At 61.7% G+C, this 26,644-nt stretch carries 24 protein-coding genes, 2 pseudogenes and 1 riboswitch; of the genes and pseudogenes, 9 read left to right on the forward strand and 17 right to left on the reverse strand.

Annotated elements, in window-relative coordinates; genetic code table 11:
* Positions 1-157 precede the first annotated feature (157 nt).
* The 4 genes and pseudogenes from ACIPO9_RS25380 to ACIPO9_RS25395 all read right to left on the reverse strand — a co-directional run.
* Positions 158-856 carry an OmpA family protein gene (locus tag ACIPO9_RS25380; RefSeq protein WP_274132661.1) on the reverse strand — a complete coding sequence of 233 codons (699 nt, stop codon included), beginning with the start codon at positions 854-856 and terminating at the stop codon, positions 158-160.
* A gap of 111 nt (positions 857-967) precedes the next feature.
* Positions 968-1,603 carry an MBL fold metallo-hydrolase gene (locus tag ACIPO9_RS25385; protein ID WP_400784145.1) on the reverse strand — a complete coding sequence of 212 codons (636 nt, stop codon included), beginning with the start codon at positions 1,601-1,603 and terminating at the stop codon, positions 968-970.
* 72 nt (positions 1,604-1,675) lie between these two features.
* Positions 1,676-2,080 carry a CZB domain-containing protein gene (locus ACIPO9_RS25390; RefSeq protein ID WP_400784211.1) on the reverse strand — a complete coding sequence of 135 codons (405 nt, stop codon included), beginning with the start codon at positions 2,078-2,080 and terminating at the stop codon, positions 1,676-1,678.
* 9 nt (positions 2,081-2,089) lie between these two features.
* A pseudogene (locus ACIPO9_RS25395) lies at positions 2,090-3,025 on the reverse strand (methyl-accepting chemotaxis protein); the annotation flags it as partial.
* 84 nt (positions 3,026-3,109) lie between these two features.
* Between ACIPO9_RS25395 and ACIPO9_RS25400 the strand changes: the two are divergent.
* Positions 3,110-4,300 (forward strand): HD-GYP domain-containing protein, encoded by a 1,191-nt coding sequence (locus ACIPO9_RS25400; protein WP_400784147.1) that lies wholly within the window; start codon positions 3,110-3,112, stop codon positions 4,298-4,300.
* Positions 4,301-4,327: 27 nt separating this feature from the next.
* On the opposite strand, the gene ACIPO9_RS25405 is transcribed toward ACIPO9_RS25400, so the two are convergent.
* The 6 genes from ACIPO9_RS25405 to ACIPO9_RS25430 form a co-directional block, all read right to left on the reverse strand.
* Positions 4,328-4,597, reverse strand: a complete 270-nt coding sequence (locus ACIPO9_RS25405; RefSeq protein ID WP_400784148.1) for a helix-turn-helix domain-containing protein — start codon at positions 4,595-4,597, stop codon at positions 4,328-4,330.
* 81 nt (positions 4,598-4,678) lie between these two features.
* On the reverse strand, positions 4,679-7,438 hold the full coding sequence (locus ACIPO9_RS25410; protein ID WP_400784149.1) for a LuxR C-terminal-related transcriptional regulator: 2,760 nt from the start codon (positions 7,436-7,438) through the stop codon (positions 4,679-4,681).
* Between the two features lie 415 nt (positions 7,439-7,853).
* Positions 7,854-9,218: a DUF1329 domain-containing protein gene (locus tag ACIPO9_RS25415; protein ID WP_400605211.1), complete on the reverse strand. Its 1,365-nt coding sequence runs from the start codon at positions 9,216-9,218 to the stop codon at positions 7,854-7,856.
* A gap of 15 nt (positions 9,219-9,233) precedes the next feature.
* A complete protein-coding gene (locus ACIPO9_RS25420) occupies positions 9,234-11,093 on the reverse strand; it encodes a DUF1302 domain-containing protein (protein WP_274132675.1) in 1,860 nt (619 codons plus the stop codon).
* A 365-nt stretch (positions 11,094-11,458) separates the two neighbouring features.
* Positions 11,459-13,135: a fatty acid--CoA ligase gene (locus tag ACIPO9_RS25425; protein WP_400784150.1), complete on the reverse strand. Its 1,677-nt coding sequence runs from the start codon at positions 13,133-13,135 to the stop codon at positions 11,459-11,461.
* A gap of 142 nt (positions 13,136-13,277) precedes the next feature.
* A complete protein-coding gene (locus tag ACIPO9_RS25430; RefSeq protein WP_400784152.1) occupies positions 13,278-14,480 on the reverse strand; it encodes an MFS transporter in 1,203 nt (400 codons plus the stop codon).
* 91 nt (positions 14,481-14,571) lie between these two features.
* Here ACIPO9_RS25430 and ACIPO9_RS25435 point away from each other — a divergent pair, with 91 nt between their 5' ends.
* Positions 14,572-15,339: an AraC family transcriptional regulator gene (locus tag ACIPO9_RS25435; protein WP_400784154.1), complete on the forward strand. Its 768-nt coding sequence runs from the start codon at positions 14,572-14,574 to the stop codon at positions 15,337-15,339.
* 126 nt (positions 15,340-15,465) lie between these two features.
* Here ACIPO9_RS25435 and ACIPO9_RS25440 read toward each other — a convergent pair whose 3' ends face one another.
* The gene (locus tag ACIPO9_RS25440) at positions 15,466-16,095 is read right to left on the reverse strand and encodes a LysE family translocator (RefSeq protein ID WP_274132679.1); all 630 of its coding nucleotides are present in this window, start codon (positions 16,093-16,095) and stop codon (positions 15,466-15,468) included.
* Positions 16,096-16,182: 87 nt separating this feature from the next.
* Between ACIPO9_RS25440 and ACIPO9_RS25445 the strand changes: the two genes are divergently transcribed.
* The 3 genes from ACIPO9_RS25445 (at position 16,183) to ACIPO9_RS25455 (ending at position 19,165) form a co-directional block, all read left to right on the forward strand.
* The gene (locus tag ACIPO9_RS25445) at positions 16,183-17,148 is read left to right on the forward strand and encodes a 2-hydroxyacid dehydrogenase (RefSeq protein WP_400784155.1); all 966 of its coding nucleotides are present in this window, start codon (positions 16,183-16,185) and stop codon (positions 17,146-17,148) included.
* Between the two features lie 183 nt (positions 17,149-17,331).
* On the forward strand, positions 17,332-18,330 hold the full coding sequence (locus ACIPO9_RS25450; protein ID WP_400784157.1) for a methyltransferase: 999 nt from the start codon (positions 17,332-17,334) through the stop codon (positions 18,328-18,330).
* A gap of 40 nt (positions 18,331-18,370) precedes the next feature.
* Positions 18,371-18,490: riboswitch (yybP-ykoY riboswitch) on the forward strand.
* Positions 18,491-18,580: 90 nt separating this feature from the next.
* Positions 18,581-19,165, forward strand: a complete 585-nt coding sequence (locus tag ACIPO9_RS25455; protein ID WP_274132682.1) for a TMEM165/GDT1 family protein — start codon at positions 18,581-18,583, stop codon at positions 19,163-19,165.
* Between the two features lie 147 nt (positions 19,166-19,312).
* Here ACIPO9_RS25455 and ACIPO9_RS25460 read toward each other — a convergent pair whose 3' ends face one another.
* On the reverse strand, positions 19,313-20,131 hold the full coding sequence (locus tag ACIPO9_RS25460; RefSeq protein ID WP_274132683.1) for a M48 family metallopeptidase: 819 nt from the start codon (positions 20,129-20,131) through the stop codon (positions 19,313-19,315).
* Between the two features lie 1,377 nt (positions 20,132-21,508).
* On the opposite strand from ACIPO9_RS25460, the pseudogene ACIPO9_RS25465 reads away from it, so the two are divergent.
* Positions 21,509-21,712: pseudogene (locus tag ACIPO9_RS25465) on the forward strand (HAMP domain-containing protein); the annotation flags it as partial.
* A gap of 111 nt (positions 21,713-21,823) precedes the next feature.
* Complete coding sequence (locus tag ACIPO9_RS25470; RefSeq protein WP_400605213.1) at positions 21,824-22,567, forward strand: methyl-accepting chemotaxis protein; 744 nt, start codon at positions 21,824-21,826, stop codon at positions 22,565-22,567.
* A 127-nt stretch (positions 22,568-22,694) separates the two neighbouring features.
* On the opposite strand, the gene ACIPO9_RS25475 is transcribed toward ACIPO9_RS25470, so the two are convergent.
* The 3 genes from ACIPO9_RS25475 to ACIPO9_RS25485 are packed head-to-tail and all read right to left on the reverse strand — an operon-like array spanning position 22,695 to position 23,812.
* Complete coding sequence (locus ACIPO9_RS25475; RefSeq protein ID WP_400605024.1) at positions 22,695-23,318, reverse strand: SOS response-associated peptidase; 624 nt, start codon at positions 23,316-23,318, stop codon at positions 22,695-22,697.
* Between the two features lie 51 nt (positions 23,319-23,369).
* On the reverse strand, positions 23,370-23,630 hold the full coding sequence (locus ACIPO9_RS25480; RefSeq protein WP_274132791.1) for a DUF2007 domain-containing protein: 261 nt from the start codon (positions 23,628-23,630) through the stop codon (positions 23,370-23,372).
* Positions 23,630-23,812 carry a CPXCG motif-containing cysteine-rich protein gene (locus tag ACIPO9_RS25485; protein ID WP_274132686.1) on the reverse strand — a complete coding sequence of 61 codons (183 nt, stop codon included), beginning with the start codon at positions 23,810-23,812 and terminating at the stop codon, positions 23,630-23,632. The genes ACIPO9_RS25480 and ACIPO9_RS25485 overlap by 1 nt, the downstream gene beginning before the upstream one ends.
* A 116-nt stretch (positions 23,813-23,928) precedes the next feature.
* On the opposite strand from ACIPO9_RS25485, the gene ACIPO9_RS25490 reads away from it, so the two are divergent.
* Positions 23,929-25,092: a 1-acyl-sn-glycerol-3-phosphate acyltransferase gene (locus ACIPO9_RS25490; RefSeq protein ID WP_400784159.1), complete on the forward strand. Its 1,164-nt coding sequence runs from the start codon at positions 23,929-23,931 to the stop codon at positions 25,090-25,092.
* A 131-nt stretch (positions 25,093-25,223) separates the two neighbouring features.
* Here the strand turns inward: ACIPO9_RS25490 and ACIPO9_RS25495 are convergent, their stop codons facing one another.
* Positions 25,224-25,493 carry a hypothetical protein gene (locus ACIPO9_RS25495; protein WP_274132688.1) on the reverse strand — a complete coding sequence of 90 codons (270 nt, stop codon included), beginning with the start codon at positions 25,491-25,493 and terminating at the stop codon, positions 25,224-25,226.
* A 133-nt stretch (positions 25,494-25,626) separates the two neighbouring features.
* Here ACIPO9_RS25495 and ACIPO9_RS25500 point away from each other — a divergent pair, with 133 nt between their 5' ends.
* On the forward strand, positions 25,627-25,830 hold the full coding sequence (locus ACIPO9_RS25500; RefSeq protein WP_274132689.1) for a hypothetical protein: 204 nt from the start codon (positions 25,627-25,629) through the stop codon (positions 25,828-25,830).
* 174 nt (positions 25,831-26,004) lie between these two features.
* On the opposite strand, the gene ACIPO9_RS25505 is transcribed toward ACIPO9_RS25500, so the two are convergent.
* Positions 26,005-26,586 (reverse strand): YajG family lipoprotein, encoded by a 582-nt coding sequence (locus ACIPO9_RS25505; RefSeq protein ID WP_274132690.1) that lies wholly within the window; start codon positions 26,584-26,586, stop codon positions 26,005-26,007.
* Positions 26,587-26,644 lie beyond the last annotated feature (58 nt).

The raw sequence follows: 26,644 nt of genomic DNA on the forward strand, positions 1-26,644 counted from the left end.
CCGTGATCACACGGGTTGGCGGGGGGGGGGGGTCTATAGTTTCCCCCCACCCCCCCCCACCCCCCCCCCCCGCCGGCAAGCCGTGCTGCTACGGTGTCGGAGGTCCGCCCAATAAAAAACCCCGGCAAAGGCCGGGGTTCTTGTGACAAGCAGCTGATTACTGCTGCTGGTACTGCTGGCCAGGAATCGGCTTGAGGTTGACCTCGACACGACGGTTCTGCGCACGGCCATTGACGTCGGCGTTGCTGGCAATCGGAGAGTCCGGGCCTGCACCGCGTACCGACAGGTGGGAAGCATCCACACCCTGGGACGTGAGGTAAGTCGCCACGCTCTGGGCGCGCTGCTGGGACAGGTCCATGTTGTGCTGGCGGCTGCCGGTGCTGTCGGTGTAGCCGACGATCTCGATCACGTTCTGGTTGTACTGCTTGAGCGAACCGGCAAGGTTGTTCAGCGGCGAATAGAAGCTGCTGGCAATGGCCGACGAGTCGGTGGCAAAGGTGATGTTGCCTGGCATTACCAGTTTGATGTTGTCGCCTTCACGCTGCACCTGAACGCCAGTGTTGGCCATGCTCGCGCGCAGTGCGGCTTCCTGTTTGTCAGCGTAGTAGCCATAACCGGCCGAAGCGGCACCCACGACAGCAGCACCGATCAGTGCACCCTTGCCACGGTTGTTGTGGTCGATGGCGGCGCCGGCGACAGCACCGGCCAGTGCGCCGAGGCCACCGTATTTGGCGGTCTTGCTCATGCCGCCGGAATTCTGTGCCTGCCCCTGATTGTCATATGGATTCTGCGATGCGCAACCAGACAGCATGGCAAGTGCGGTGGCAGCGATGATCAAACGGCGGGAAGTGAACATCAAGGAGAGCTCCTGTTTTGCTTTTCTTTGGCATAGCGGCCAAAGGCCGGGCCATGTGCGCGATTAGAGCACGGAGGCGGTCAAAAATTCCTTAACCCGACCTGAACAGTTTCACGCCCTGACGAAAGGGTTCTCGCGCATCTCATCGCCAAGCCGCGTATCAGGGCCGTGCCCTGCAACAACCGTCGCGTCCTCATCGAGGGTATACAGCCGCTCCTTGATCGAACGCACGATGGTCGCCTGATCGCCACCCCACAAATCAGTCCGCCCCACGCCGCGTTTGAAAAGGGTATCCCCGGCAATCAACAGCCCCGCGTCCTCGAACCAGAAACTCATCGACCCCGGCGTATGCCCCGGCGTGTGCAACGCCACCCCGCAACCGCAGGCCAGTTCCTCTTCGTGCTCCAGCCAGCGATCCGGCGGCGGCACAGGAACATACGGCACACGAAACACCTGACACTGGGTTTCGAGGTTATCCCACAGAAACTGATCCTCTTTATGCAGATGCAAGGTCGCGCCGGTCTTCTCCTTCAACTGCCCCGACGCCAGGAAATGATCCAGGTGCGCATGGGTGTGAATGATGCTCACGACCCTGAGCCCATGGGCCTCGAGCCTGGCGAGAATCAACTCATGATTGCCGCCCGGATCAACGACGATGGCCTGTTTGGTGACAGGATCGCCGATGATCGTGCAGTTGCACTGCAACGGGCCGACGGGGAAGGTTTCGCGGATAAGGGTAGGCTTCATGGGGACTCGGGCACAGTAAAGTCAGGCAACAAGGTTCCCGCGAAAGCCGTCATCATTCAAGCCAGAGCTGACTCACGCCCACCTGCCCTTCAACAACCCCTTCACAGCCTGCATCACCGTGACGTTCGCGGCCTCCATCTTCGCGACATGCTCCAGCGTTTTTTCCAGCTCGCCCTGTGCATGGGCATCGATGGCGGCCTGGCCGCTGGTGTGCACCAGTTGGTGGGGGATTTCCAGGCGGCGGAATTCGGCGCTGCGTTGCTGGTTGGGGTCTTGCTGTTCGTAGTACCACTTGCCGAACAGGCATTCGGTCTCGTCGGGCAGGACAAGAGGTTCGGGGCGCGGGTTGAGCAGGCGGTCGTAGACGGCGACCTTGAGGGTGAGTTCTTCCATGTTGGCCAGTTCGATCTTCGAGAGCAGGTGCGACTGGTCGATTTCCCGCTGCATGGTCTGGGCTTCGTCATACATGCCGGCCATGGCCTGGGCGGTCTTGTCGATGACCACGGAGAATGCACCGGATGCCTGGCTCTGTTCGGAAATGGCCTGTTTGGCGACCCGGATGTCCTGCTGGATGGCCGAGGTTTCCTTGACGATTTCCTGTGTGGCCTGGGCGGTTTTCTCAGCCAGGTGACGGACTTCTCCTGCAACCACGGCGAAGCCACGGCCTGACTCACCGGCTCTCGCCGCCTCGATGGCGGCATTGAGGGCCAGCAGGTTGGTCTGGCGGGCGATGTCGCTGATGAGGTCGACGATTCGGTCAATTTCACCCGCGCGACCCACCAGATGGTTGATCACGGTTTCCAGTGCATCGACACCCGCTTCCATCACCCGCGACTGCTCCTGCAGGTGGCTGATCTGCTCGCGATTGTCGATGGCCGAGCGGGCAACGTTATCAGCGCGCTGATGGTTGGTCTTGAGTTGCTGGTTGAGGGAGGAAAAGGACTCGCTGACGTGGGAAAGAGAATTGCCACACGTAAGTAGATTCTCAGAAAGGCCCCGATAGAAGTCGCGCTGGCGCAGGTCGTCTTTTTTCGCCTCACGCAGCTCAACAATCGAAGCCTGAAGTTGTTCTGCCGTCGGGCCGCTTCGGCCCGTTGACGCCGATTCCACCTGAGGCACAGCGGCCTCTTTCCACCACATCAGACCCATGCCATCCCCCTGCCCCGCCAATGCGGGCGAAAGCGCGGAAAGTACGGTTGGCCGCATCTGGATGAAAAGATCCAATTGTGCGGTAAGGGCATAGACCACCGGTCTGACAGTCCGCTTCGGGCGCTGTTTTTCCGTGGCTGACCTCTTCGATAACCGGTCTGTGATCGGTAACTCATTGTTTGCACACAAAAAGCAAAATCCCTGCGAGTGGGCCACACTTTTCCTTAATGATTTCTTCAAAGACCCGCTCGTATACTGGCACTGCGCAATCATCGGATTGGCTGGCGCTCGAGAGAAAAGCAAACAACTCGATGCCCTTGCAGGAAAGCCCGGACCTGAGCGTTAAAGAGTTGTCTTATGCTGAGAAAAATCGCCGTATCCGATCTCACTCTGGGCATGTATATCCATGAGTTCTGTCGCCCACGGATCAACGATCCCTTCTGGACTGAACATATCGAACGCGAACTTCGCGATGAAGCGGTGTTGCGTCGTATCCAGGCCTCGACCCGCGAAGTCTGGATCGACATAGGACGCGGCAGGAGTCCCGATGGCTCGACGCCCTGTGAACGCATCGCTGCGCCCCTCATCCGCGAGACCGACACCGCGCCTGCCTCCATGGACAAGGAACTGGCCCGCGCCAGGCTGATATGCGGGCGGGCCAAAGCGGCGGTCATGACCATGTTCAGCGATGCGCGCATGGGGCGCTCGATGAACACCGAGGACGTCGATTTATTGGTCGAAGAAATCTCGACCTCGATCATGCGCCACCCCCACGCGCTGATCAGCCTGTCGCGCCTGAAGACCTCCGACGAATACACCTACATGCATTCAGTGGCGGTCTGCGCGCTGATGGTCGCCCTCGCCCGGCAGATGAACCTGAGCGAAGAACAGGTGCGCGAGGCAGGGGTTGCAGGGCTGATGCACGATGTCGGCAAGATGACGATCCCCCAGGACATCCTCAACAAGCCGGGCAGCCTGACGCTGGATGAATACGAGGCCATGAAGATTCATCCCCAGGCCGGATTCGAGATTCTTCGGAGCACCGAGCAGGTGACTCAAGCGGTCATGGACGTCTGCCTGCATCACCACGAGAAAATCGACGGCACGGGTTATCCGCACGGTCTGAAGGGCGATGACATCAGCCTGTTCGCCAGGATGGGTGCGATCTGCGACGTGTACGACGCCGTCACCTCGGAACGGCCCTATAAAAAGGGTTGGGACGGCGCGCAATCGATTCGCGAGATGGCCTCATGGAAAGGGCATTTCGATGAGCAGATATTTCAGCACTTCGTCAAAACCGTGGGGATCTACCCGATCGGCGCCCTGGTACGTCTCAGGAGCGAGCGGCTCGGGGTCGTGCTTGAGCAAGGCGAGAAATCGCTGCTGCATCCGAAAGTGAAAGTCTTCATGTCGACACGAACCGGCCTTTCCGTCCCCCATGAGGTCATCAACCTCTCGCTGGGGCAGGACATGATCGTCAAATACGAACTGGCCCAGGATTGGGGCGTCAGGGATGTGGAGACCCTGTGGGCAGGCGCGCCTGGGTGAGGCGCTGCCTGCCAGGGCAATTGCAAATCAGCGCCGCGTAGGAACGATGCCTACCCGCATCCCGAACGGCTTGAAGACCGCGTTAAGCGTATTGATGGTGGGATTGCCTTCGTCCTGCTCGATCTGCCGCAGGGTGCGCAACGAAATCTTGCACATATCGGCAAACTGCTCCTGACGTAATCCGGTGATCTCGCTGCGCAGCCGCTTGACGGCGGCTCCGATGCTGATCGTTCCCTCCGCCAGTTGCGTGCGCAACTCATCCAGGATGATGCCGCGCTGGCGTAGTTCGTCGTTCAAATAGCGTACTCATAAAAAGGCAATTTAATGCCGACCAAAGCGCGTATGTTCAAAAAATCGGCACTTTAATACCGATTTATCTCACCCCAACAACCCCAACTCCTGCGCCCGCGCCACCGCCTGGGTCCGACGTTCGACCCCAAGCTTGCTGTTGATATGGCTGGCGTGGGTTTTGACGGTGTGCAGGGAGATGAACAGCCGGTCGCTGATTTCCTGATTCGAGCAGCCCTGGGCGATGAGTTGCAACACGCCCAGCTCCCGTGCGCTCAGGGCGTCGGTGCCGGCGCAGGCGATCTGTTCAGAGGGATCACGCGCGCAGGGCAGGTCTTTGTCGGTGCCTGGGGGAAGCTGGTCGAGCAGGTAGCTGACCAGTCGGCACGCAGGGCGCTTGAGCAGTTGCTCGCGGAGCCAGTCGGGGTGTAGGCGGATTACACCGAGCAGCGGCAGAATGGCTCCGCCGGTGGCGGCCTGTAGCGCAGGTTCCAGCAGTTTTTGTGCGAGGGCGCGGTCGGATGCGTCCAGCGCCAGCAGGATGTGCTGGCTCGACGCATGCAGCGCGAGCACACCTGCGCCGGTTTTCAAGGCGTCGTCTCGCAGCTGTGTCAGGCGCAGGGCTGATTGTTCCGTGCGGCCCTGGATCCGGTCGAGCATGGCGCGCAGCAGTTCGATGTGCTGCGGCATCTGCGGCAGGCATTCGGGCGCTGCGGCAGGATGCTCGCCACCGTAGGTCTGGCCCAGGCGCAGCAGCCAGGCGTCGGCCAGGTCGATGCGGCCCTGGGTCAGCCACAGTTCGCATTTGGCCAGGGTAATCATCGCCAGGTAATACACTGGCGGCACGTCCCAGATGTGCATCAGGCGTTCGGCTTCGGCCAGCTCCGCGAAGGCCTCGGCAAAGCGCCCTTCCCGGCCTTCCAGCCCGGCGATCACGCAGTGCCCGATCAGCACGCTGATGTCACGACAGGCGCGGGCTTCGGCAAGGCCTGCGGCAAGGCGCTCGCGTCCGGCCACCGGTTGCAGGCACTGGGCGAGCAGGTAGCCTTCGTACAGCGTCAAACGCGCACGCACGGCATACAGGCGCTGGGAAGACAGCCCGTTCAATCGCTTGAGGCCCTGGCGCACTTCCTCCAAGGCGCGCAACGCCTCGCCGCGAGCCTGCAAGGTGCGCGCACGATCGTAATGCGCCAGCGCTTCGAATAGCGGATTGGCCACCCGTTGGGCCAATTCGAGTGCTTCGCGATTGCGTGCCCGGGCGCGCCACAGGTCGCCCTCGGCAATCGCCAGATTGGCCAGCGTCGACAGGCACATCAGCCGCTGCCCGTAACGTTTCTGCGGAAGGCTCGCCAGCGCCTCGCTGCAATAGCGATGGGCCGTTTCGCTGTCGCCGCGCCCGCGGGCAATGATGCCACTGAGCGCCAGCCACTGGGCCAGCATGGATTTCTGCGCGGTGGCCGAAGGCGCCGGTAGAAAGCGGCTCAGTTGATTGCCCAGTTCCTCGGCGGCATCCAACTGGCAGGCCAGCCCCAGCGCCCAGGCGTACAGCACGATCAGACGCGGCGTGCTGACCAGCAGGCTGTCGGGCAGGTCCATCTTCCAGCGCAGCAGCATTCCGACGTTCTGCTCGGCGAGCAATTGCTCCTCAGAGAGGTTTTGTACCAGATTGGCCGCCACATCCAGATGGCCCGCGCGCAGGGCCTGTTCGATGGCTTCGTCCAGCAGCCCCTGTTCGCTGAACCAGCGGCAGGCATTCAGATGCAGGCGCCGTTGCTGCGGCGCGACGTTACTGCCAGCGCGGGCGCGCAGCAGGTCGGAAAACAGATGGTGATAGCGAAACCAGCGCCCGGTTTCGTCCAGCGGCACCAGAAAAACCTGATGCGCTTGCAGGAAAGCGAGCATTTCGCTGCTGTCGTGGGTATCCCGGGCGGCATTGCACAGGGCTGCGCAGAATTTTTCGAGACAGGCCGTTTCATAAAGGAAGGCCTGCACATCGGCAGGCAGGCAATCGATGACTTCTTCGAGCAGATACTCCCGAATCAGCCCCTCTCCGCCGTTGAACCCGTGATTCAAGGCATCGCTGCCGGCTTCAGTGGCTGCCAGTTGCCAGAAGCGCAAACCCGCGACCCACCCCTCGCTGCGTTGCAGCAGTGTGTGCAACGCTTCCTCGGTCAGTGAACTGCTGTGCTGCTCAAGGACCGCCAGTGATTCGTCGTGGGTCAGGCGCAGATCCTGCTCGGAAAGCTCGAGCAACTGCCGGGAAAGACGCAGCCGCGCCAGATGCCAGTCAGGCCGCTGGCGGCTGGTGACCATGACGATCATGCCGGCCGGCAAGTGATTGAGCAGGAATTGAAGGCAGCGATCCAGCACGGGGCCCTGCACCAGGTGATAGTCGTCGAGCACCAGTAACAGCGGCTTGCTCAGCATCAGGTGCATCGCCAGCTCGTCCAGCAGGCCGTCGAGCCATTCTTCGAAGGCGAAAGGCTGGTGCCGCTGACGCATCTTCAACAGGCCCAGCGCCTGATTGCCCAACTGCGGGAAAAACTGCTGAAGGCCGCAAAGCAGCCGTTCCAGAAACCGCCCCGGATCGCTGTCGCGCTGGCTCAGGCCCAGCCAAAGGCTTTGCCACTGACTGGGCAGGCTCTGACAGAACTCCACCGCCAGCGAGCTCTTGCCGAACCCGGCCGGCGCGCTGACCAGCAACAGGCGACCGGACAGACCGGCGCTCAAGCGCTGGCACAGCCGGGGTCGGGGCACATAGCCTTCGGGCAAGGGTGGGCGGAAGAAACGTCCTTCCAACGCAGTGACTGCGTGATTTGCGAATCCCTGCAAACGCGACAGATCAGTCATGGCCGGCTCTTGTTGAGATGCTTGTTATTCGGCGTTCAGATGATCCGGAGACTAGCGGCTATGCCTGGAGTTTTGAAGAAAGTTCGACGAAAGTCTGTAAGAAAACATATCCAATCAACAGTGCGAATGTTGCTTTATATGTTTTCGAACACCGATTCCGTAGGAGCGCGCTTGCCCGCGATGGCGTTCTTTCTGGTGTTGGTGCGAACCTGACACACCGCGGTCGCGGGCAAGCGCGCTCCTACAGAAGCCAAATTCAGCGACAAGCCAGCCCATACACAATAAAAAACACCGCGACGAATCGGGGCGTTTTCTTCTTGCTGCTATGGGGTTCAACCATAGGGTAAGGCGGCGCAGGACAACGGTGCTTTGCAGCTGTGATCAACAAGGCAGCTCTGCGCCAATTCAGCTCAGATCAACGCACCCCTTCCTGGCGCAGGGCGTTGGGCTGGAAGTCACTGATGGAAGCCGTGAAGCCGAAGTCGTAGGCCTTCTTCTCTTCGTTCTTCATGCCCAGCGCCAGGTAGCGGCCCGATTGCAGGTCATACAGCGCTTCCAAGGCGTACCACGGCACTTGCTTGTCGTAGTAGTTCTCGGCATGCGCCTCGGCCACGCGCCACAGTTGGCCACGACCATCGTAGTGATCGATCACCGCTGCCTGCCAGGTGTCTTCGTCGATGAAGAAGTCACGCTTGGCGTAGATGTGGCGCTGGCCGTCCTTCAGGGTCGCGGTCACGTGCCAGACGCGACGCAGCTCATAGCGCGCCAGGTCCTGGTTGATGTGGCCGGCCTTGATGATGTCGGCGTACTTGAGCTTCGGATCGTCGAGCTTGTAGCTGTCGGAGGCGATGTACATTTCCTGTTTGCCGATCAGTTTCCAGTCATAGCGATCCGGCGCGCCGTTGAACATGTCCAGGTTGTCGGAGGTGCGCAGGCCGTCGGCTGCGGTACCCGGGCCGTCGTAGGACACTTGCGGTGCGCGACGTACGCGACGTTGCCCGGCGTTGTAGACCCATGCCGCGCGCGGCTCTTTGACCTGGTCGAGGGTTTCGTGAACCAGCAGCACGGAACCGGCCAGACGCGCTGGCGCGGTCACTTCCTGCTTGAAGTAGAACAGGATGTTGCCCGGGTTCTTCGGATCGAAATCCTTCATCTTGTCGCGGAACACGAACTCATCGTGGAAATACACCGGGTTGAACGAACCGTTGGTCTGCGGCGTGGCCTGGGTCACCAGGCGCGACACGCTGCCGCCACGGTAGCGGGTGATGTGGTTCCAGATCACCTCAAGGCCGTCCTTGGGAATCGGGAACGGCACTGCGGTTTCGAAGTTTTCCAGACCGTTGCCGCCAGCGACCAGCTTGGTGTTGGTGGCGTTTTTCTTGATGGCGGCGAACACATCGGCCGGCACAGTGGCGCCACGGTGCGAGGGGTAGACCGGCATCTTGAAGCTGTCCGGGTAACGCTTGAACATCGCGTATTGGCCGGGCGCCAGCTTGTTCTTGTACTGCTCCACGTTCTGCGCGGTGATGGTGAACAGCGGTTTCTCGTTGGCGTACGGGTTGGCCAGGAAGCCCTTGTCATCGACCGCGCCGGCGTTGGTCGGCATCGGGCTCCAGGCCGGGATCGAATTGTCGGCGTTACCGGCTTTTTCCGCGCCCATCGGGGTCAGGGTAGTGCCCAGCTTGGCGGCCTCGTCCGGAGAAACTGCCGCCATCACGCTGGTGGCCAGCAATGACAGGCCCAGCATGGCGACAGGCAACAGACTCTTGGTGATTTTCATGTTCATAAATCGTCCTTAGAAGTTCACGCCGAAGCTGAGGGCCACGAAGTCGCGGTCATCCACGGTGCTGAAATCGCCGCCGAAGAAGTTGGTGTAGGAAAGGTTGGCGGTGTAGGTGTTCTGGTACTCCGCTTCCACGCCCAGGCTGACCGCCTTGCGACCTTCCTCGAAGTTGCCGCCAGGACCTGGCGAGTAACCCTTGACGTCATGGGACCAGGCCACGCTCGGCTTGAGGTTCACCCCGGCGAACACGTTGTTGTAGTCCCAGATGGCACGGGCGCGATAACCCCAGGAGGTCGCGGTGGTGTAGCCATCGTTGCTGCAGTTGGTGTTCAGGCCGGCGGCATTTGGCAGGCCACCGCCTTGTGCGGTCGAGTTGTTCAGCACGTTGCAGAAGTTGCCGGGCAGCGAACCAGGGCCGAAGACCGGGTCACGGCCGTAGCGCGCATCGGATTTGCTTTCCAGGCCACCGACGTGGGTCACGCCGACTTCAGCGACGGTGGTCAGGCGGCTGGCGCCCATGATCTGGTCGAAGAAGTGGGTGAAGGTGGTCTGGAACTGGGTAACTTCCTTACGGTTGTAACCATGCAGGTCCTGCCCCGGAGTACCGGTCAGCACAGAGGCGTTGGCAAAGCCCGGGATCGGCGTCACACCGGCAAACAGGATGTCGGTGGTGCTCAATTGCACAGGCGCGTTCGGACGGTAGCTCAGTTCACCGCTCCAGGCCGTACCGGTAGGCAAGGTGGTGGAGAAGCTCAGGCCGTACAGGCGGATGTCTTCCGGGTACTCGACGAAGTAGTTGGAGCTGCCCGCCACGATCAGCGGGCGCAGCGCAGCCAGCGGCCCCAGTGGGCGGGTGTACGCCGAAGCGGCAGCACCCTGGGCACTGAAGATCGGGTTGCGGCTGTGGTAATTCATGAAGTACGCGCCGAATTCGGTATCCAGCGGTTCGAAGTTGTAGTGCATCGCCACGCCGAACTGGCCGCTGTCCCGGGCATCGCGGTCCGGACCACGGCGCACCAGCACGCCTTCCTGGTTCACGTCGACGCCAAGCGCGGTGAGGGTTGGCAAGGCGGCAGCGGGAATGGTCGAGCGCTTGTTCAGCACGCGCAGGTTGTTGCTGCAACCGTCGGCGATCACGTCAGGCTGGGAGAAGAAGGTGCCGCAGTTGTCGACAACGGTCTGGTCCCATTCGAGCTGGTAGAAGGCTTCGGCCGACAGGTTCTCGGTCAGGCTCTGGGACAGGTAGAACATGTTGACCGGAATCAGGCCTTCCTTGATTTCCGAGCCGGGACGACGAAACGCGGAGACGTCGATGGGGTTGATCGAGTTGATGCCGCCGCCGATGAAGGTACTTTCACCCCAGCTCACCACCTGCTTGCCGAAACGCACGGAACCCGGCTCATCGGCAATGGAATAGTTGTGGTAGACGAATGCGTCGAGCAGTTCGAAGCCGGACGACTTGGCGCCCTCCTTGCGGCCCGAATCGCTGATGTCCTTGAACTCGCGATTTTCATCCTTGAGTTCGAAGTCGTACCAGTATTTACCGCGCATGAACACGCCGGTGTCACCGTATTTCAGCTCGAGGTCGTGCACGCCCTTGAAGATCTTGGAGAAGGTCTCCCCACGCTTGAAGTTCAGGTGACCGTCGTCGGAAGTCTGGGACAGGCCCCGGCCGCCGTTGTTGACACCGATCAAGTCCTTGTTGGGCTTGGCGGTCGACCAGCTGGCGCCGATGGAGAGCGACGAGTCGAAATTGCCTTCGATTTCCCCGATGTTGAAACTGACGCCGAATGCAGGACCGGCGAGCGTTGAAGCGAGGCTGACGGCCAGAGGCAGTTTCGCCCGGCGCCAGAACTGGTTTGCAGATGTCATCGACGCTACTCCATGTGCTTTATTTTTATGGCAGTGGGTGCTTCCAGAAACGACCCAGGCTCACCGATCCGCAGTGGCTGAGTGGCAACGCGTGTCGGGCAGCCCATGTGAAGCTGCGAAACGACGTGGCGTTTTTCTCCGGTTCAGACCTGAAGCCGACTATAACGAGCGTGCGCTAGCGCTTGATCCCTCTAAAGTGTGATTTGAGCGTCAGAGCGTCTGGCACGCCGATTTCGACGTGCCGACGGGTGCGGCACAGGGAGGATGGCTGAATTTCGAAATATGGCAAGGAAGACGCAAGCCAGACACGTTCACGACACATTGCCACGAGCGAAATCGTGGCAATGGGCGTGAAGTGCAAGAGGTCAGAGGGTGGAGAGGAAAGCGCTGTTAGTGCTCTGCCATTCGAGGATGTCCAGGCGGATGCGCTTCTTGTCGAGCTTGCCGACGCTGGTCTTGGGAATTTCGGTAACAAGGGCGATCTGGCTCGGAATCGCCCACTTGTTAATGTGCCCCTGTTCCACGAAAGGCTTGAGGTGCTCCTTCAGGGCCTTGGCGTCGATAGCATGCCCTTCCCGCGCGACCAGCAGCGCGAAAGGCCGCTCGCCCCACTGCGGATCGGCGATCCCGACCACCGCCACTTCGCGCACGCCGGGATGACGGCTGCACAGGTCTTCCAGCTCCAGTGACGACACCCACTCCCCGCCGGTCTTGATCACGTCCTTGATGCGGTCGCGGATATCGATGCCGCCCATGCTGTCGAGCGTCGCGACGTCGCCGGTGTGCAGCCAGCCCCCGGCCCAGAGTTCGGCGCCCTTCTGCGGCTCGCGGTAGTAACCCTCGGTCAGCCATGGCGCACGCAGCACCAGTTCGCCCTGGGTTTCGCCGTCGTGGGGCAGGAAGTTGCCTTCGCCGTCGACGATTTCCGCCTCGACCAGCACCCCCGGCGCACCAGCCTTGATGCGGTAGGTGGTGCGTTCGTCTTCGCTGCCCGCCATCAACTCGTCGTTCAAATGCGCCACCGAGACCAGCGGCCCGGTTTCGGACATGCCGTAGGCCGCGGTCAGCTGGATGCCCTTGGCCTTGGCCGCCTCATAGAGCGAGCGATTGAGCGAGCTGCCGCCGATGATGATGTTCCAGCCGGTGAAATCGACGTCCTTGGCCGACTTGGCGTTGAGCACCATTTGCATGATGGTTGGCACGCAGTGGGAGAAACTGACTTTCTCGTCGCGCCACAGCTGCACCAGCAGTTCAGGATCGTAACGGCCGGGATAGACCTGTTTCACCCCCAGCATGGTCGCGGCGTACGGGACGCCCCAGGCGTGGACGTGGAACATCGGAGTGATCGGCATGTAGACCTTGTCGGTGCCCAGCAGCCCCTCGACGCTGCCCATGATCGTCGCCACGGCCATGGTGTGCAGCACGAGCTGGCGATGGGTGAAGTACACGCCCTTGGGATTGCCCGTGGTGCCGGTGGTGTAGAAGGTGGTCGCGACCGAGTTCTCGTCGAAGTCTTCGAAGTGATAGGTCGGGCTTGCGGCCGCCAGCAGGGTTTCGTACTCCCCCACCAGGTTCGGCAGGTCGGCGGTCTTGTCGGGGGTGTCGGTCAGGAGCAGCGTCTTCTCGACGGTCGTGAGCTTGTCGGCGAAGCAGTTGTACAGCGGCACGAACTCGCTGTTGACCAGCACGAAGGTGTCTTCGGCGTGATTCATGGTGAACAGGATCTGCTCGGGAGACAGGCGCACGTTGATGGTGTGGATCACTGCGCCGATCATGGGAATGGCAAACATGCATTCCAGATAGCGATGGCTGTCCCAGTCCATGACGGCCACCGTATCGCCCGCTTTCACTCCCGCCTCGGTCAGCACATTCGCAAGTCTGCAGATCCGCTCGTTGAGCGTCAGATACGAATAGCGTGATTGGTCCCGGTAGACGATTTCCCGCGTTTTTTCATAGCGGCTGCCCGACATCAGCAAGCGTTTGATCAACAGAGGATACTGGTACGCGCCATCAGCTGGCGGAATCACGCGTGTCTGCAGCATAGGAATCCCTTTTCAAGATGCATTGGCGGAGCCGAAAATATGCACTCTAGAGCCTTCGCTCGCCAGCCAAATCAGCCAAAGGGATGATTCGGGTGACGAGCGACCATGCAGGCATTGCGCCATTTGAAAGGGCAAAACGGCCCTACACGAGCTTTGCCACGGGGCTTTGCGCGGGGGTGCGCGGGAAAATGAGCGCTGCAGCGAAGGTAAGCGCGGCGAACCCGGCCAGGATCACATACAGCCCGGCCAGGCCCTGACGCGGCTCGACAAAGGCAATCAGCGGAATCGCCGTGGCACTGGCGCCGAACGACAGGAAGTAACGCAGTGCGAACACCCGGGATTGCCACTGCGGGGCCACGAAGTTGGCCACCATCGCATCGTTGACCGTGACCTGGCCGAACACCACGAACATGAAGCCTGCGCCCAGCACGATCACCGGCCAGCTATCGACGTAAGCCATCGCGAACAGAAACGGCGCCTGGGCAACGGTCAGGATCACGAACGGCCACTTGAGGCTGAAGCGGTCGAGAAAACGGCCGATGGTCAGTTGCGCAACGGCGCCGAAGGCGTAAGCCAGGCTGATGACCAGGCCCAGGGTCTGCGGCGAGGCGAACAGCTCATGCAGGCGATCCTGAAACAATTTCGGGTAGGTCATGGTGGTGGCGTTGAACACCACGCCGCCGGTGGCCGTGGCGATGGCCAGCACGGTAAAGACCATGGTCATGGAAATACGCTGGCCCGAGCTGCCCTTGGGCGCGGCGTGGGGGCGCGCGGGAATCGGTTCGTCCTTGACCTGCCAGGCGAACAGCAACCCGATCACCATGGCCACCGCGCCAGGCAGGATAAAGGCCGAGCGCCAGCCGAACTGCGCCACCAGAAAGCCGGTCAGCAATGCCGAAAAGGCCACGCCCAGGTTGCCCCACATGCCATTCACGCCAATCTCGCGCCCACGATTCTGCGCATAGGCCACCAGCATGGCCGTACCGACAGGGTGATAAATGGCGGCGAAGACACCGACCAGAGTCATGCCGATGGCCAGCATCGTTGTGCTGGTACTCAGCCCGGTGAGAATCGACGCCGCGCCGATGCCGAAGAAAAACACCAGCATCATGTGCCGACGGCTCCAGCGATCACCCAGCCAGCCCGCCGGTAGCGAACAGGCACCAAAAGCGATGAAACCGCCCAGCGACAGACCGATCAGTTGCGCGTAATCCAGCGCGAAGGCGTGGGTCATGCCCAGCACGGCGGCGGGAAAGATCAGCATGAACATGTGATCGATGACGTGGGCGGCGTTGATGAAATGGATCACCCGTTGGGGTGAGTTGGCGGCTCGGGTCTGACTCATGGCAGCGCATCCTGGGCTTGCAGTGATTGTGGAAGATCATGCTAAGTTGGCGACAAATCGCATTTGGGACACATAAGTCATCGAATCCGCCATGTTGATCAGCCTGCTCAGCCACAGCCCTGTCACCGCTCACCCCAGGGACTATCCCGACGGCGCCCACCAGCCCCGGCACCTGCATGCAGAGGCGCAGCTGTTGTATGCCGTCAGCGGTGTGATGCGGCTGATTACCGACAGTGGCGCGTGGGTGATCCCGCCCAGCCGTGCGGTGTGGATTCCGCCGAGGGTCGAGCATGAAATCTTCATGTCCGGAGAAGTGCTGATGCGCTCGCTGTTCGTCGCCGCCGAGCATTGCCCGCCGGGTCTGAATCACTGCTGCGTGCTGGCGGTGACGCCCTTGCTGCGTGAGTTGATCGTGCGCGCTACCCAGAGTGATGAGCACGCGGCCAATCCCTTGATCCAGCGGCTGATGCTCGAAGAAGTCGCGACCCTGGAGAACCTGCCGCTGCACATTCCCATGCCCCGGGACCGGCGCTTGCAGAACATCTGCATGGCGCTGCTGCAGAAGCCGGATCACGGCAACACGCTGGAGGACTGGGCGCAGGACGTCGGCGCCAGCTCGCGCACCCTGACGAGGTTGTTCAGTCAGGAACTGGGGCTGAGTTTCAACAGTTGGCGCCAGCAGGTGCGGCTGATGGAGGCGCTGCCACGGTTACTGGACGGCGAGAGTGTGCAGCGGGTGGCGAACGACCTGGGCTACGGCAGCGCCCGGGCGTTCAGTGCGATGTTCAGCCGGCTGCTGGGGGAAAGCCCCCGGGAGTATCTGGGGGCGTTGAAGCAGTTGAAAGAGTTGAAGCGCTGAACACAGAGTTCGCGCCTGTCTCGTAGCAGCACGGCTTGCCGGCGGGAGCGGTGGGTCAGTGCCAGATGCGTGTCTGACACGACGCCCCCGCCGGCAAGCCGTGCTGCTACGGGGTGCTAATTCAAATCAATTCGCCTGCGTAAACGCCAGCTTGATCCCCAGCGCCACCAGCACGCCGCCCATGGCGCGGTCGAACCAGTGGCCCATGCGGGCGAAGCCTGCGCGTACGCGCGGCTGGCTGAACAGACGCGCCACCAGGCAGAACCAGATGCCGGTCGCCAGGGCCAGGTAAACGCCGTAACCAGCCTGCACCAGCAGCGGCGTGTGCGGGTTGATCACGACAGTGAACAACGACAGGAAAAACAGCGTCGCCTTGGGGTTCAGGCCGTTGGTGACGAAGCCTGCGACATAGGCGCCCTTGGCGGTGCGCTCGCCCTTGGCGATGTCCACCGGAGCATCGGACGCGCCGGCAGGTTTGGCGCGCAGGGCCTTGAAGCCGATGTACAACAGGTAGGCAGCCGCCGCCCATTTCAAGGCGTTGAACAGCACGATCGACTGCGAAACGATCAGCCCGATGCCCAGCAGCGAATAGCCGACGTGCAGGAAAATCGCGGTGCCCACGCCCATGGCGGTGTAGGTGCCGGCCTTGCGGCCATGGGTCACGCTTTCACGCACCACCACCGCGAAGTCCGGACCCGGGCTTGCGACGGCGAGCAGGTGAATCAGCGCAACGGTGAGGAATTCCGTCCAGTACATCGGGTGCTCCAGATATGTTGGCGAACGACAGGCTCTGATATGTTCGTTACCTTACGCCTCCCATCCTTCGAGCAAAAGGTACAGCTGATGTCGAGTCAAAGCAGAGCAGTTTTCCTGGATCACACCTCTCTGGACCTCGGCGATCTGGACCTCGCCCCCTGGCGTGAAACCTTCAGCGAACTGGTTCTGCACAGCAGCACGACACAGGATCAGGTGATCGAGCGCCTGCAAGGCGCGCAAGTGGCCATTTCCAATAAGATCCTGATCGATGCCGCCGCATTCGCTGCCTGTCCGGACTTGAAGCTGGTACTGGTCACCGCCACCGGAGTCAACAACGTTGACCTTGATGCTGCGCGCAAACATAGCGTGGTGGTGAGCAATTGCCAGGGCTACGGCACGCCGTCCGTGGCCCAACACACGCTGATGTTGCTGCTGGCGATGGCGACCCGCCTGCCGGACTATCAACAAGCCATTCACCAGGGCCAATGGCAGAAATCGAAACAGTTCTGCCTGCTGGATTTCCCCATCGTCGAACTGGAAGGCAAGACCCTTGGCTTGCTGGGTCATGGCGAGCTGGGCGGCGCGGTGGCGAAACTGGCCGAAGCCTTTGGCATGCGCGTGTTGCTGGGCCAGATTCCAGGCCGCCCTGCCCGCCCGGATCGCGTGCCGCTGCACGAATTGCTGCCGCAGGTCGATGCCTTGACCCTGCACTGCCCGCTCAACGAACACACCCGCGACATGATCGGCGCCCATGAATTGAGCCTGTTCAAGCCCAAGGCATTCATCGTCAACACCGCTCGCGGCGGACTGATCAACGAGCAGGCGCTGGCCGATGCGCTGCGTAATGGTCACCTGGGCGGCGCTGCGACGGACGTGCTGACCGTCGAGCCACCGGTCAACGGCAACCCGCTTCTGTCAGGGGACATCCCGCGCCTGATCATCACCCCGCACAGCGCCTGGGGCAGCCAGGAAGCCCGGCAGCGCATCGTCGGCCAGGTGAACGAGAACGCCCGGGCGTTCTATGCCGGCCAGCCCATCCGCGTAGTCAGCTAACACCGCGCAGCCTGAAAAAATCGCGAGCAAGCTCACTCCTACAGGGAACGTGCGAACCTGTAGGAGTGAGCTTGGTCTGGGCCGCATCCGGACGATGGCGTCGGTGCGTTCCCAACCCTTTTCACGTCACGCGCAGGGCCTCTCGCACCTGTTAAACTCTGCGGTTTTTTGCAGGAGCCGAAGATGGACCCGCGCAGTGAAGTGTTACTCCGTCAGGCCGAACTGTTTCAGGGCTCTTTGCTGCTGACCGGCTTGCCTGCCGACGATCTGCTCGGCACCTTGCCCAATGCCCGGGGCTGGAGCTGGCACGCCGGCGATTTCGCCGCGCTGGACGCGCGCTTCGGCGCGCGCACCCACTTTGGCACCGAACCGCCTGCTGAAGCATTCGATGCCGCCGTGCTGTTCCTCCCCAAGGCGCGGGACCTCAGCGACTACCTGATCAACGCCCTCGCCTCCCGCCTGGCCGGCAAGGAATTGTTCCTGGTGGGCGAGAAACGCGGCGGGATCGAAGCCGCTGCCCGCCAACTGAGCCCCCTGGGCCGCGCCCGCAAACTCGACAGCGCCCGCCACTGCCAGCTCTGGCAAGTCACCGTGGAAAACCCTTCACAGGCAGTCGAACTGGACAGCCTGGCCAAACACTTTGAAATCGATGTGAACGGCGAGCCACTGAAAATCGTCAGCCTGCCGGGCGTGTTCAGCCACGGCCGCCTTGATCGCGGCTCGGCGCTGTTGCTTGAGAACATCGCCAACCTGCCCACCGGGCACCTGCTGGACTTCGGTTGTGGCGCTGGTGTGCTCGGCGCTGCGGTCAAACGCCGCAATCCAGGCATGCAAGTGACCCTGCTCGACGTGGATGCCTTCGCCACTGCCAGCAGCCGCCTCACCCTGGCCGCCAATGGCCTCGAAGGCGAGGTCATTACCGGTGACGGAATCGACGCAGCGCCGAAACACCTTGATTCGATTCTGACCAATCCGCCCTTCCATACCGGCGTTCACACCGACTACGCCGCAACAGAAACCCTGCTGCGAAAAGCCCGTGATCATCTGAAAAAAGGCGGCGAAATCCGTCTGGTCGCCAACAGCTTCCTGCGCTACCAGCCGATCATCGAGCAACATCTTGGCGTATGTGCCGTCCTGGCAGAAGGACAGGGTTTCCGGATTTACCGTGCAAAACGTGGGTGAAAATTAGCGCTTGCCGAATGCAAAAGCTGTAGGCAGAATCCGCACCGTCCTAGGGGAGTAGTCTCCCGCGAGCCCCTTGCTCGTATGGCGCGCATCAACATACTTGGTCCTCAGACCATGGTGCGTGCGACCCCAGATCCGCACAGACGGATCGGCGGTTTGACAAGACCTATGACACGAACATCCTGACCCGGGGCGGGGAGGCTGTACGTGTCATAGCCGTGTCGACCCGCCCCTTAGGAAAATCCTGATGCTGGAATCCCTGTTGGTCCCCACCGCCGTCGTCGCACTGGCAGAAATCGGTGACAAGACCCAACTCCTCGCGCTTATCCTCGCAGCCCGCTTTCGCAAGCCCTGGCCGATCATTGCCGGTATTGTCGCGGCCACGCTGGCCAACCACGCCGCAGCCGGTGCCGTCGGTGCCTGGTTCGGCAGTTTCTTCTCCGACGCCATGCTGCACTGGATCCTGGCCGCAAGCTTTACCGCCACGGCGCTCTGGACGCTGGTGCCGGACAAGATGGATGACGATGAAGCCAACACCGGCCGCAAGTTCGGCCCGTTTCTGACCACGCTGATTGCGTTCTTCCTCGCTGAAATCGGTGACAAGACACAGATCGCGACCGTGATGCTGGCCGCGCAGTATTCCTATCTGTGGCTGGTGATCCTGGGCACAACGCTGGGGATGTTGCTGGCCAACGTTCCGGTGGTGCTGGCGGGTAACTTCGCGGCAGAAAAACTGCCCCTGACCCTGATTCGCCGCCTGGCTGCGGGTGCGTTCTTCATCCTGGCGATCGTCGCGGTGTACAAGGCGATGCAGGTGAGTGGCTGGGTTTAACATACCCCACACGTATGCCTGCGCTGATCGTTCCCACGCTCTGCGTGGGAATGCTGCCTGTGACGCCCTGCGTCACCATCGACGCAGAGCGTCCGGGGAGGCGTTCCCACGCAGAGCGTGGGAACGATCATCACCCAACGAGTGTCATCAGGACTTCGGCGCTTGCTCGTAAAGCGGCATCACCTTAGGAATCGCCGCCTGCAGCGAAGCGATCCGGTTGGTCGAAGCCGGGTGAGTGCTCATGAACTCAGGCTGCGAAGCGCCGGCCTGGGCCTGCATCTTCTGCCACAGAGTGATCGCGGCATTGGGGTTGTAGCCGGCACGCGCCGACAGCTCCAGACCGATCAGGTCAGCTTCATTCTCATTGGCCCGGCTGTTGGGCAACGTCAGGCTGTAGTTGACCACCGTGTCGGCCAGCGCCAGGCTGTCCTGGCCCAGGCCCAGCAATGCCCCGGCGCCCTGCTTGGCCATCTGCACACCGTATGCCTTGGACATCGCCTCGCGACCGTGCTCACGCAAGGCGTGGGCGATTTCATGCCCCATGACCGCGGCCAGTTCGTCATCGCTCAGCTTGAGCGTGTCGATCAGCCCGCTGTAAACGATGATCTTGCCGCCCGGGCCGCAGTTGGCGTTCAGCTCGTCGCTCTTGATCAGGTTCACTTCCCATTGCCACTGGGCAGCATCAGGCCGCAGCTTCGGCGCCTGGGCGATCAGGCGCTTGGCAACGTTCTGCACGCGCTTGGCCTCGGCACTGCTGTTGTCGAGCACGCCTTTGGTGGTGGCTTCGCTGACCGTCTGTTGATAGGACTGGGCATACATCTGGTTGACCTGGTCGGTCGACAGCATGCTGAACATGTACTGCTTGCGCTCGACGCCCACCGAATCTCCGCTGGTGGTATTGACGGACTGGCAGCCTGCAACCAGCAGCGCGGCACTCAGCGCACATAGAGCAAAGGTCTGACGCATTTTGTATCTCCGTGGAAACATGGCGCCCATCCTAGGCGGTACGGCACTCATGTGCCAGATGGCAGCGGATTGCCATATAAACAGACATCAGAATCTGCCGCTAACGTAACAGGATTGAAACACTGCCCGTCTCTCTTTCTGGACGGCCGAAGCCCAATGAATCCGGGCATTCGGGCCACATATCCAATAACGACCAATAGCGATCGAAAACGGCCATTTCGTCGGATTGCGGCTCATGGAAAACACCGCCGGGGCGATAGCCCATTCAGGCGTAATTCCACGTCCGGAGCCCCTATGAAGTTCAAGTCGATCCAGTTTTCGGTTGCCGCGCTGGCAGGTGCCATCGTCCTCAGCGTCGTTGCGGCCCTCGTGATTTATTCGTTGTTTTCCGGCGCCCGCACCCAGGAACTGGTAGAGCACCGCACCTCTGAGCAATTCGAACAGGCCATCCAGGAACGCCTGACCGCCATCGCCCGCACCCAGGCCAGCGAGATCCAGCGTGAACTCGAAGCGCCGCTGCAGACGGCCGCCGGCCTTGCCACCACAAACACCGTCATCGGGATGAAAGACGCCAAGGGCGAGCCGCTACTCAAAGTCACCCGCGAGCAACTGCTCAACGTGCTGCACGAAACCGTGGTGCGCAACCCGAAGATTCTGGGCTCCTACATTGGCTGGGAACCCAACGCACTGGATCACAATGACGCAGCCTACGCCGAAGCGCCGATTACCGGCGTCGACCCCAAGGACGGCCGCTTCATGGCCTGGTGGTATCGCAAACCGGATGGCACCTTCAACCTGGAAAAACTCGCAAGCCTTGAAGACCAGAAGGTCCTGTCCACCGGCATCCGCTCCAGCGAGTACTACCTGTGCTCCCGTGAAACCCGCAAGCCCTGCGTGATCGACCCGGCGCCGTACAAGGTCGGTGACAAGATGGTCATGCTGTCTTCCTTCATCGAGCCGATCATGGTCGATGGCAAGTTCCAGGGCATCGTCGGCGCCGACCTGTCGGTGAACTTCATCCAGGACATGCTGGAGAACGCCGACAAGAAGCTCTACAACAGCGCAGGCGACCTGGCCCTGATCGCCACCAACGGCCGGCTGGTGGCCTACACCAAGGACACCAGCAAGCTGGGCGAGAAGGCCAGCGAGATTCTGGACGCCAACGAAGTCGCCAACCTCAATACCCTCACCAAAGGCGAAGTGCGTTACGACATCGACAAGGAGCACGGCCACATCGAGCTGTACCTGCCGTTCGGCATCGGCAACACCGACGCCCGCTGGACCCTGATGATCCGCATGCCGGTCGATGCGGTCATGGCTGACCTGCAGAAACTGCAGAAAGACCTGGCGCACCAGCGCGACACCGACATCTTCGGCATGACCGTAGTAGGCCTGGGGATCGCCGCGCTCGGCCTGCTGATCGTCTGGCTCGTGGGCCGTGGCATCGCCCGTCCGCTCAAGCAGATGGTTGCCATGCTCGACGATATCGCCAAGGGCGAAGGTGACCTGACTCGCCGCCTGACCAGCGACCGTGCAGACGAACTGGGGGCCATCGCCAGCGGCTTCAATACCTTCCTGGGCAAGCTGCAGGCGATGATTACCCAGGTGGTGACCTCGGTACAGAAGGTCAGCGATTCCTCGGAACACACCGCCGACATCGCCATCCGCACCAACAAGGGCGTGCACAAGCAGATGGCCGAGATCGATCTGGTGGCCACCGCCGTTCACGAAATGACCGCCACCGCCCAGGACGTGGCGCGCAATGCGACCCAGGCCGCGCAAGCTGCCAACCATGCTGACGACGCGGCCAACCAGGGCATGCGCATCGTGCACAATACCTCGAACTCCATCAGCGAACTGGCGGTGGAAATCGGCCGTGCGGTGGGCGTGGTCCAGACCCTGGCCAAGGACAGCGAGAACATCAACGCGATCCTGACGGCCATCCGTGGCATCGCCGAGCAGACCAACCTGCTGGCCCTGAACGCAGCCATCGAGGCGGCCCGTGCGGGCGAACAGGGTCGCGGCTTTGCGGTGGTGGCGGACGAGGTTCGCAACCTGGCGCAGAAGACCCAGCAGGCGACCGAAGAAATCCAGAGCATGATCCAGCAACTGCAAACCGGCACGCGGCAGGTGGTCAAGGTCATGGAAGACAGCCAGACCAAGACCGACGAAAGCGTGGGCCACGCTGCCGAGGCCGCCCAGGCGCTGGAAAGCATTACCAGGGCGGTGTCGGTCATCAACGACATGAACACCCAGATTGCCAGCGCTGCCGAGGAACAGAGTGCAGTGGCCGACGACATCAACCGCAACGTGATCAATATCGGCCAGGTCGCCAACGAAGTGGCCGGCGGCGCGGATGAATCAAGCCAGGCCAGCGCGGAACTGACCAAGCTGGCGGAGCAGCAGCGCCGGTTGATCAATCAGTTCAGGGTTTGATGGGACAGGCTTGCCAAAAACTGTAGGAGCGCGCTTGCCCGCGACGGCGCTGTGTCAGACGACATATTTGTCACCGGCACACCGCGGTCGCGGGCAAGCGCGCTCCTACAATCGCTCTCCGTGAGCCTTAAAGCGGCGTCAGGCACTCCGGCGCATTGAGCTTGGGATCGTTCACTAGATTGGCCAATGGCCGCTCGCGCAGCGGTGCCTGCGGGACGGCGAGCAGTGATTGCAGGGTGATCAGCGAGCTGTTCGGGTCCAGCCACTGGGCCTGGCCTTCCTCGTCGAGAATCAGCGGCCGGCGCTGGTTCATCGCAGGCTGGGTGACCACCGCCACACTCAGATAGGTGTGGCCCTCAACCGGATACGCCTCCCAGATCGCCGCGAAGTACAGCGACGAACCCTCCCCCGGCGTCAGCCAGAACGGACGCTTGCGCACCGTACCGCGCCATTCATAGAAGCCGTTTGCCGGCAGCAGGCAGCGGCGTTCGCGGAACGCCTGCCGAAACATCGGTTGCTCGGCCAGGGTTTCAGCCCGGGCATGGGCCGGGGTGCGGGACATGTCAGTGAGCCAGGGCGGCGTCAGCCCCCAGCGGGCCTGGGCCACTTCCCGACCTCCCTCCTCGCCTGCCCGAATCATCAGCACCGAATCGGCCGGAGAAATGTTCCATTGCGCCTGCTGGCCTGCGGGGAAACCGGGCAAGGCGGCAAAGGCTGGCGTCCAGCGAAACAGGGCATAACGTCCACACATGGGTTGGGGCCAACTCGTCTTGTAAGCGGATGAAGCGACGCCGTACCGGTTTCAGCACAACAACACATCGGGATAGCTGTCAGGTTCCTCACCGGGCAGCACGAAGGCGCCATTGTACTCAGTGATCAACTGCCGCGCCCGTTCGGCCTGCTCATCGTCCACCGCAAGACCCAGCAAACCGAACACTGGCAATTCGCCGATTCCGCCGAGCAGGTGGCGGCCGGTGATATGCGACTTGATGCCTTCGCTGGCCAGCATCGACTGCAGCAACTCGCCTTCCATCATGTTTTCCGGCTCATAGATCTTGCGCATCATTCATTCTCGCTACGCACGTCCAGTGTCCAGTCTTCCCCGTCCGTGTGCAGGCTGAAAATGATGGGCCGGCAACAGACCGGACAATCTTCGATGTAGGTCTGGTCGCCGCCTGAAAGATCCAGCACTGCTTCGACCGGCTCGCCGCAATAAGGGCAGTCATAGTCCTGTATTTCCTGCATCACAGTCTCCGGGCGCAGTTTTGCGTATAATCGCCGACTTGTTTGCGGTCCGGCCACTATCTCAGCATCTGAGCCTGACCTACCTTTACCCTAGCCGTTTCCTGAAAGAGAGCATGATGGGCGAATTCGATGCCATCCGACCGTACGACGACACCGAAGTAAAAGCCGTTCTCGACCGGCTGCTGGGTGACAAGGCGTTCCTGTCGATCCTCACGCATTTCCGCTTTCCGCGCCTGGCCAATTCCCTGGGCTGGGTGCTGCAGCCGGCCATCGCGCGCAAGCTGCGCCGTCAGTTTGCCGGTATCGAGTCGGTCGCGGCCTTGCAGGACAAGGTCGAGCATTACGTCGATCACACAATCGAACGTGCCACCGATGGTGTGACCTACACCGGCGTCGAGCAGTTCAAGTCGGGCGTGGCCTATCTGTTTCTGGCCAACCACCGCGACATCGTGATGGACCCGGCGTTCGTCAACTACGCGGTGTACCACGCGGGCCTGCCCACGCCACGCATCGCCATTGGCGACAACCTGCTGCAAAAACCCTTCGTCAGCGACCTGATGCGCCTGAACAAGAGCTTCATCGTGCATCGCTCCATCGCCGGACGCCGGGAAAAGATGGCGGCTTATCAGTTGCTGTCGGCCTACATCAACCACTCCATCCGCAATGACTGCGCCTCGATCTGGATCGCCCAGGCCGAAGGACGCGCCAAGGATGGCGATGATCGCACCGAATCGGCGATCCTCAAGATGTTCCACATGAGCCGCAAGGACGAGCCGTTCGGCGAAGTCATCCAGTCGCTGAACCTGACGCCGGTGTCGATCAGCTACGAATATGACCCATGCGACCACGCCAAGGCCCGCGAGCTGTACATCCGTGCCACCACCGGCAGCTACACCAAGGCGCCGGGCGAGGATGACGTCAGCATCGCGCTGGGCATCACCGGCTATAAAGGCCGGGTGCACGTCAACTTCGCCCCGCCGGTCACCGGGCTGTTCGAAGACACCAAGCAACTGGCGGTGGAAATGGACAAGCAGATCCTGGGCGGCTATCGCCTGTTCCCGGTGCATTACCTGGCCTACGCACAATGGGTCGACGCCGACCCTGAACTGAACGTGCCAAGTGCTGCCCAGGTGTTCCCGGCAGATGAACTGGAGCGCGCCAGGGAAGAATGGCAGCGCCGCCTGGAAGGTTGCCCGGCCGAACACCGGCCTTACCTGGTGCTGCAATATGCGACACCGGTGCGCAATCAGTATCGGGTCAAGGCCGGCTTGCCTCTCTGAACCACGCGCCAAACACCCCGTAGCAGCACGGCTTGCCGGCGGGGGCGTCGTGTCAGTCAATGCATCATTCGCTGACCCACCGCCCCCGCCGGCAAGCCGTGCTGCTACGGGGTTTCAGCGGCAGCTGAACTTCAGAGCTTGGTACTCACCCACGACAACGCCAGCGCAAACGCCAGGCACGCCGCACCGATGCGGTAGCTCTGGCGGATCATGCGCAGCGTTGCCACGTCCATCAGGTGCATCGGCTCGTCGATAGGCGCCTGCTCGGTGAGGCTGTTCAGGTGCGAGGTCTCGCGTTGCTCCCGGCTGCGGGTGGTGTGCAGCAGCCAGATGCCTGGGCCGGCAGCCAGCAATGCGAACAGGTTGAGGATGATCCCGGGAGATTGCGAGAGGACAGACATGGGGCCTCGAAGGCGCCTGGCGAATAGGCGCGGCAGATTCGGTTGCAACTGACGATAACGGTACTGCGTGTCACCTTAACGTCACCTGAACCGGTCACTGTGTAGCCCCACCCCACCCGACACGGAGCCCGTCATGCTGCACGCCCGCAACCAGGATCGCCTCTACCTCATCGCCGAAAGCGACGAACAACAAGCCTTGATCGATGGCCTGGCTTTCAACGTCCAGGACCGCCACTGGCTGGTCTATTGCGCGCTGGGCGGGCACCAGCATCACGACCTGCCCGAGGTTGACCTGCAGACGGGGTTCAGCTTTCTGGATTTCTACCAGGCCGCCTGACACCCACGATCTGCGTAGCAGCACGGCTTGCCGGCGGGGCGGTGGGTCAGCGATAGATGCATCGACTGACACGACGCCCCGCCGGCAAGCCGTGCTGCTACGAGAAGCCGCGTCAGAACGCAAAAAGCCCCGGCATCTCGCGATACCGGGGCTTTTTCGTAGCGATCCTGAGGCTTACTGGCCCAGCATCTGACCGATGGTCTGGTCCTGGAACAGACGGGTCAGCGCATCGCTGAGCACATCGCCGATCAGCTTGGTGTTGGTCTCTTCGTTGGGCGCCATGCCGAAGCGCTGGTCCAGCGAGGCGGCATAGCGACCGCTGTAGCTGCGGCCATTGTTCTGCACGTCAGCGCGGAAGGTCGAGCTGATGTTGGCTTCCGTCACGTACAGGCCTTCTTTCGGCGACTGGTACTTCAGGTCAGCCAGGGTGATGGTCAACTGCGGGCCGTTGCCGCCCTGAACCGGGGTGAAGCCCAGCAGGCGCACGGCCGCTTCGGCCTGAGCCTGCAACTGCGGCACCAGTTGCTGGCCATTGACGGTGATAGAGCTGGTTTCAGGGTACAGGCCGCCACGGGTGCCCAAGGTCTGCGACTGGCGACCGTCCACCACGCGCACCACCACTTGCTGACCATGGCCGACCGGCGCCAGCTGGCTGTTCAGCTTGGGTTGCGGGTTGAGTGACTGCGGGCTGTGGGCACAACCCACCAGCGTCAGACTGCCTACAGCAAGCAAACCGAACAAAACACGACGCAACATGCTCATTTCTCCATGGGCCAAGGCACTAAATGTGCCGCAGTATAACGACCTCCTGTGG

It is taken from the genome of Pseudomonas sp. NPDC090203, assembly GCF_044746765.1.
In the GTDB taxonomy this organism is placed as follows: Bacteria; Pseudomonadota; Gammaproteobacteria; order Pseudomonadales; family Pseudomonadaceae; genus Aquipseudomonas; species Aquipseudomonas putida_AD.

Coding starts and splice junctions, on each gene's coding strand:
- ACIPO9_RS25505 (WP_274132690.1), bottom strand. CDS start 26,586: ATGTTGCGTCGTGTTTTGTTCGGTTTGCTTGCTGTAGGCAGTCTGACG.
- ACIPO9_RS25475 (WP_400605024.1), bottom strand. CDS start 23,318: ATGTGTGGACGTTATGCCCTGTTTCGCTGGACGCCAGCCTTTGCCGCC.
- ACIPO9_RS25445 (WP_400784155.1), top strand. CDS start 16,183: ATGTCGAGTCAAAGCAGAGCAGTTTTCCTGGATCACACCTCTCTGGAC.
- ACIPO9_RS25400 (WP_400784147.1), top strand. CDS start 3,110: ATGCTGAGAAAAATCGCCGTATCCGATCTCACTCTGGGCATGTATATC.
- ACIPO9_RS25490 (WP_400784159.1), top strand. CDS start 23,929: ATGGGCGAATTCGATGCCATCCGACCGTACGACGACACCGAAGTAAAA.
- ACIPO9_RS25385 (WP_400784145.1), bottom strand. CDS start 1,603: ATGAAGCCTACCCTTATCCGCGAAACCTTCCCCGTCGGCCCGTTGCAG.
- ACIPO9_RS25450 (WP_400784157.1), top strand. CDS start 17,332: ATGGACCCGCGCAGTGAAGTGTTACTCCGTCAGGCCGAACTGTTTCAG.
- ACIPO9_RS25435 (WP_400784154.1), top strand. CDS start 14,572: ATGTTGATCAGCCTGCTCAGCCACAGCCCTGTCACCGCTCACCCCAGG.
- ACIPO9_RS25495 (WP_274132688.1), bottom strand. CDS start 25,493: ATGTCTGTCCTCTCGCAATCTCCCGGGATCATCCTCAACCTGTTCGCA.
- ACIPO9_RS25420 (WP_274132675.1), bottom strand. CDS start 11,093: ATGACATCTGCAAACCAGTTCTGGCGCCGGGCGAAACTGCCTCTGGCC.
- ACIPO9_RS25480 (WP_274132791.1), bottom strand. CDS start 23,630: ATGCGCAAGATCTATGAGCCGGAAAACATGATGGAAGGCGAGTTGCTG.
- ACIPO9_RS25430 (WP_400784152.1), bottom strand. CDS start 14,480: ATGAGTCAGACCCGAGCCGCCAACTCACCCCAACGGGTGATCCATTTC.
- ACIPO9_RS25390 (WP_400784211.1), bottom strand. CDS start 2,080: ATGGCCGGCATGTATGACGAAGCCCAGACCATGCAGCGGGAAATCGAC.
- ACIPO9_RS25455 (WP_274132682.1), top strand. CDS start 18,581: ATGCTGGAATCCCTGTTGGTCCCCACCGCCGTCGTCGCACTGGCAGAA.
- ACIPO9_RS25500 (WP_274132689.1), top strand. CDS start 25,627: ATGCTGCACGCCCGCAACCAGGATCGCCTCTACCTCATCGCCGAAAGC.
- ACIPO9_RS25415 (WP_400605211.1), bottom strand. CDS start 9,218: ATGAAAATCACCAAGAGTCTGTTGCCTGTCGCCATGCTGGGCCTGTCA.
- ACIPO9_RS25440 (WP_274132679.1), bottom strand. CDS start 16,095: ATGTACTGGACGGAATTCCTCACCGTTGCGCTGATTCACCTGCTCGCC.
- ACIPO9_RS25460 (WP_274132683.1), bottom strand. CDS start 20,131: ATGCGTCAGACCTTTGCTCTATGTGCGCTGAGTGCCGCGCTGCTGGTT.
- ACIPO9_RS25470 (WP_400605213.1), top strand. CDS start 21,824: ATGGCCGAGATCGATCTGGTGGCCACCGCCGTTCACGAAATGACCGCC.
- ACIPO9_RS25410 (WP_400784149.1), bottom strand. CDS start 7,438: ATGACTGATCTGTCGCGTTTGCAGGGATTCGCAAATCACGCAGTCACT.
- ACIPO9_RS25425 (WP_400784150.1), bottom strand. CDS start 13,135: ATGCTGCAGACACGCGTGATTCCGCCAGCTGATGGCGCGTACCAGTAT.
- ACIPO9_RS25380 (WP_274132661.1), bottom strand. CDS start 856: ATGTTCACTTCCCGCCGTTTGATCATCGCTGCCACCGCACTTGCCATG.
- ACIPO9_RS25485 (WP_274132686.1), bottom strand. CDS start 23,812: ATGCAGGAAATACAGGACTATGACTGCCCTTATTGCGGCGAGCCGGTC.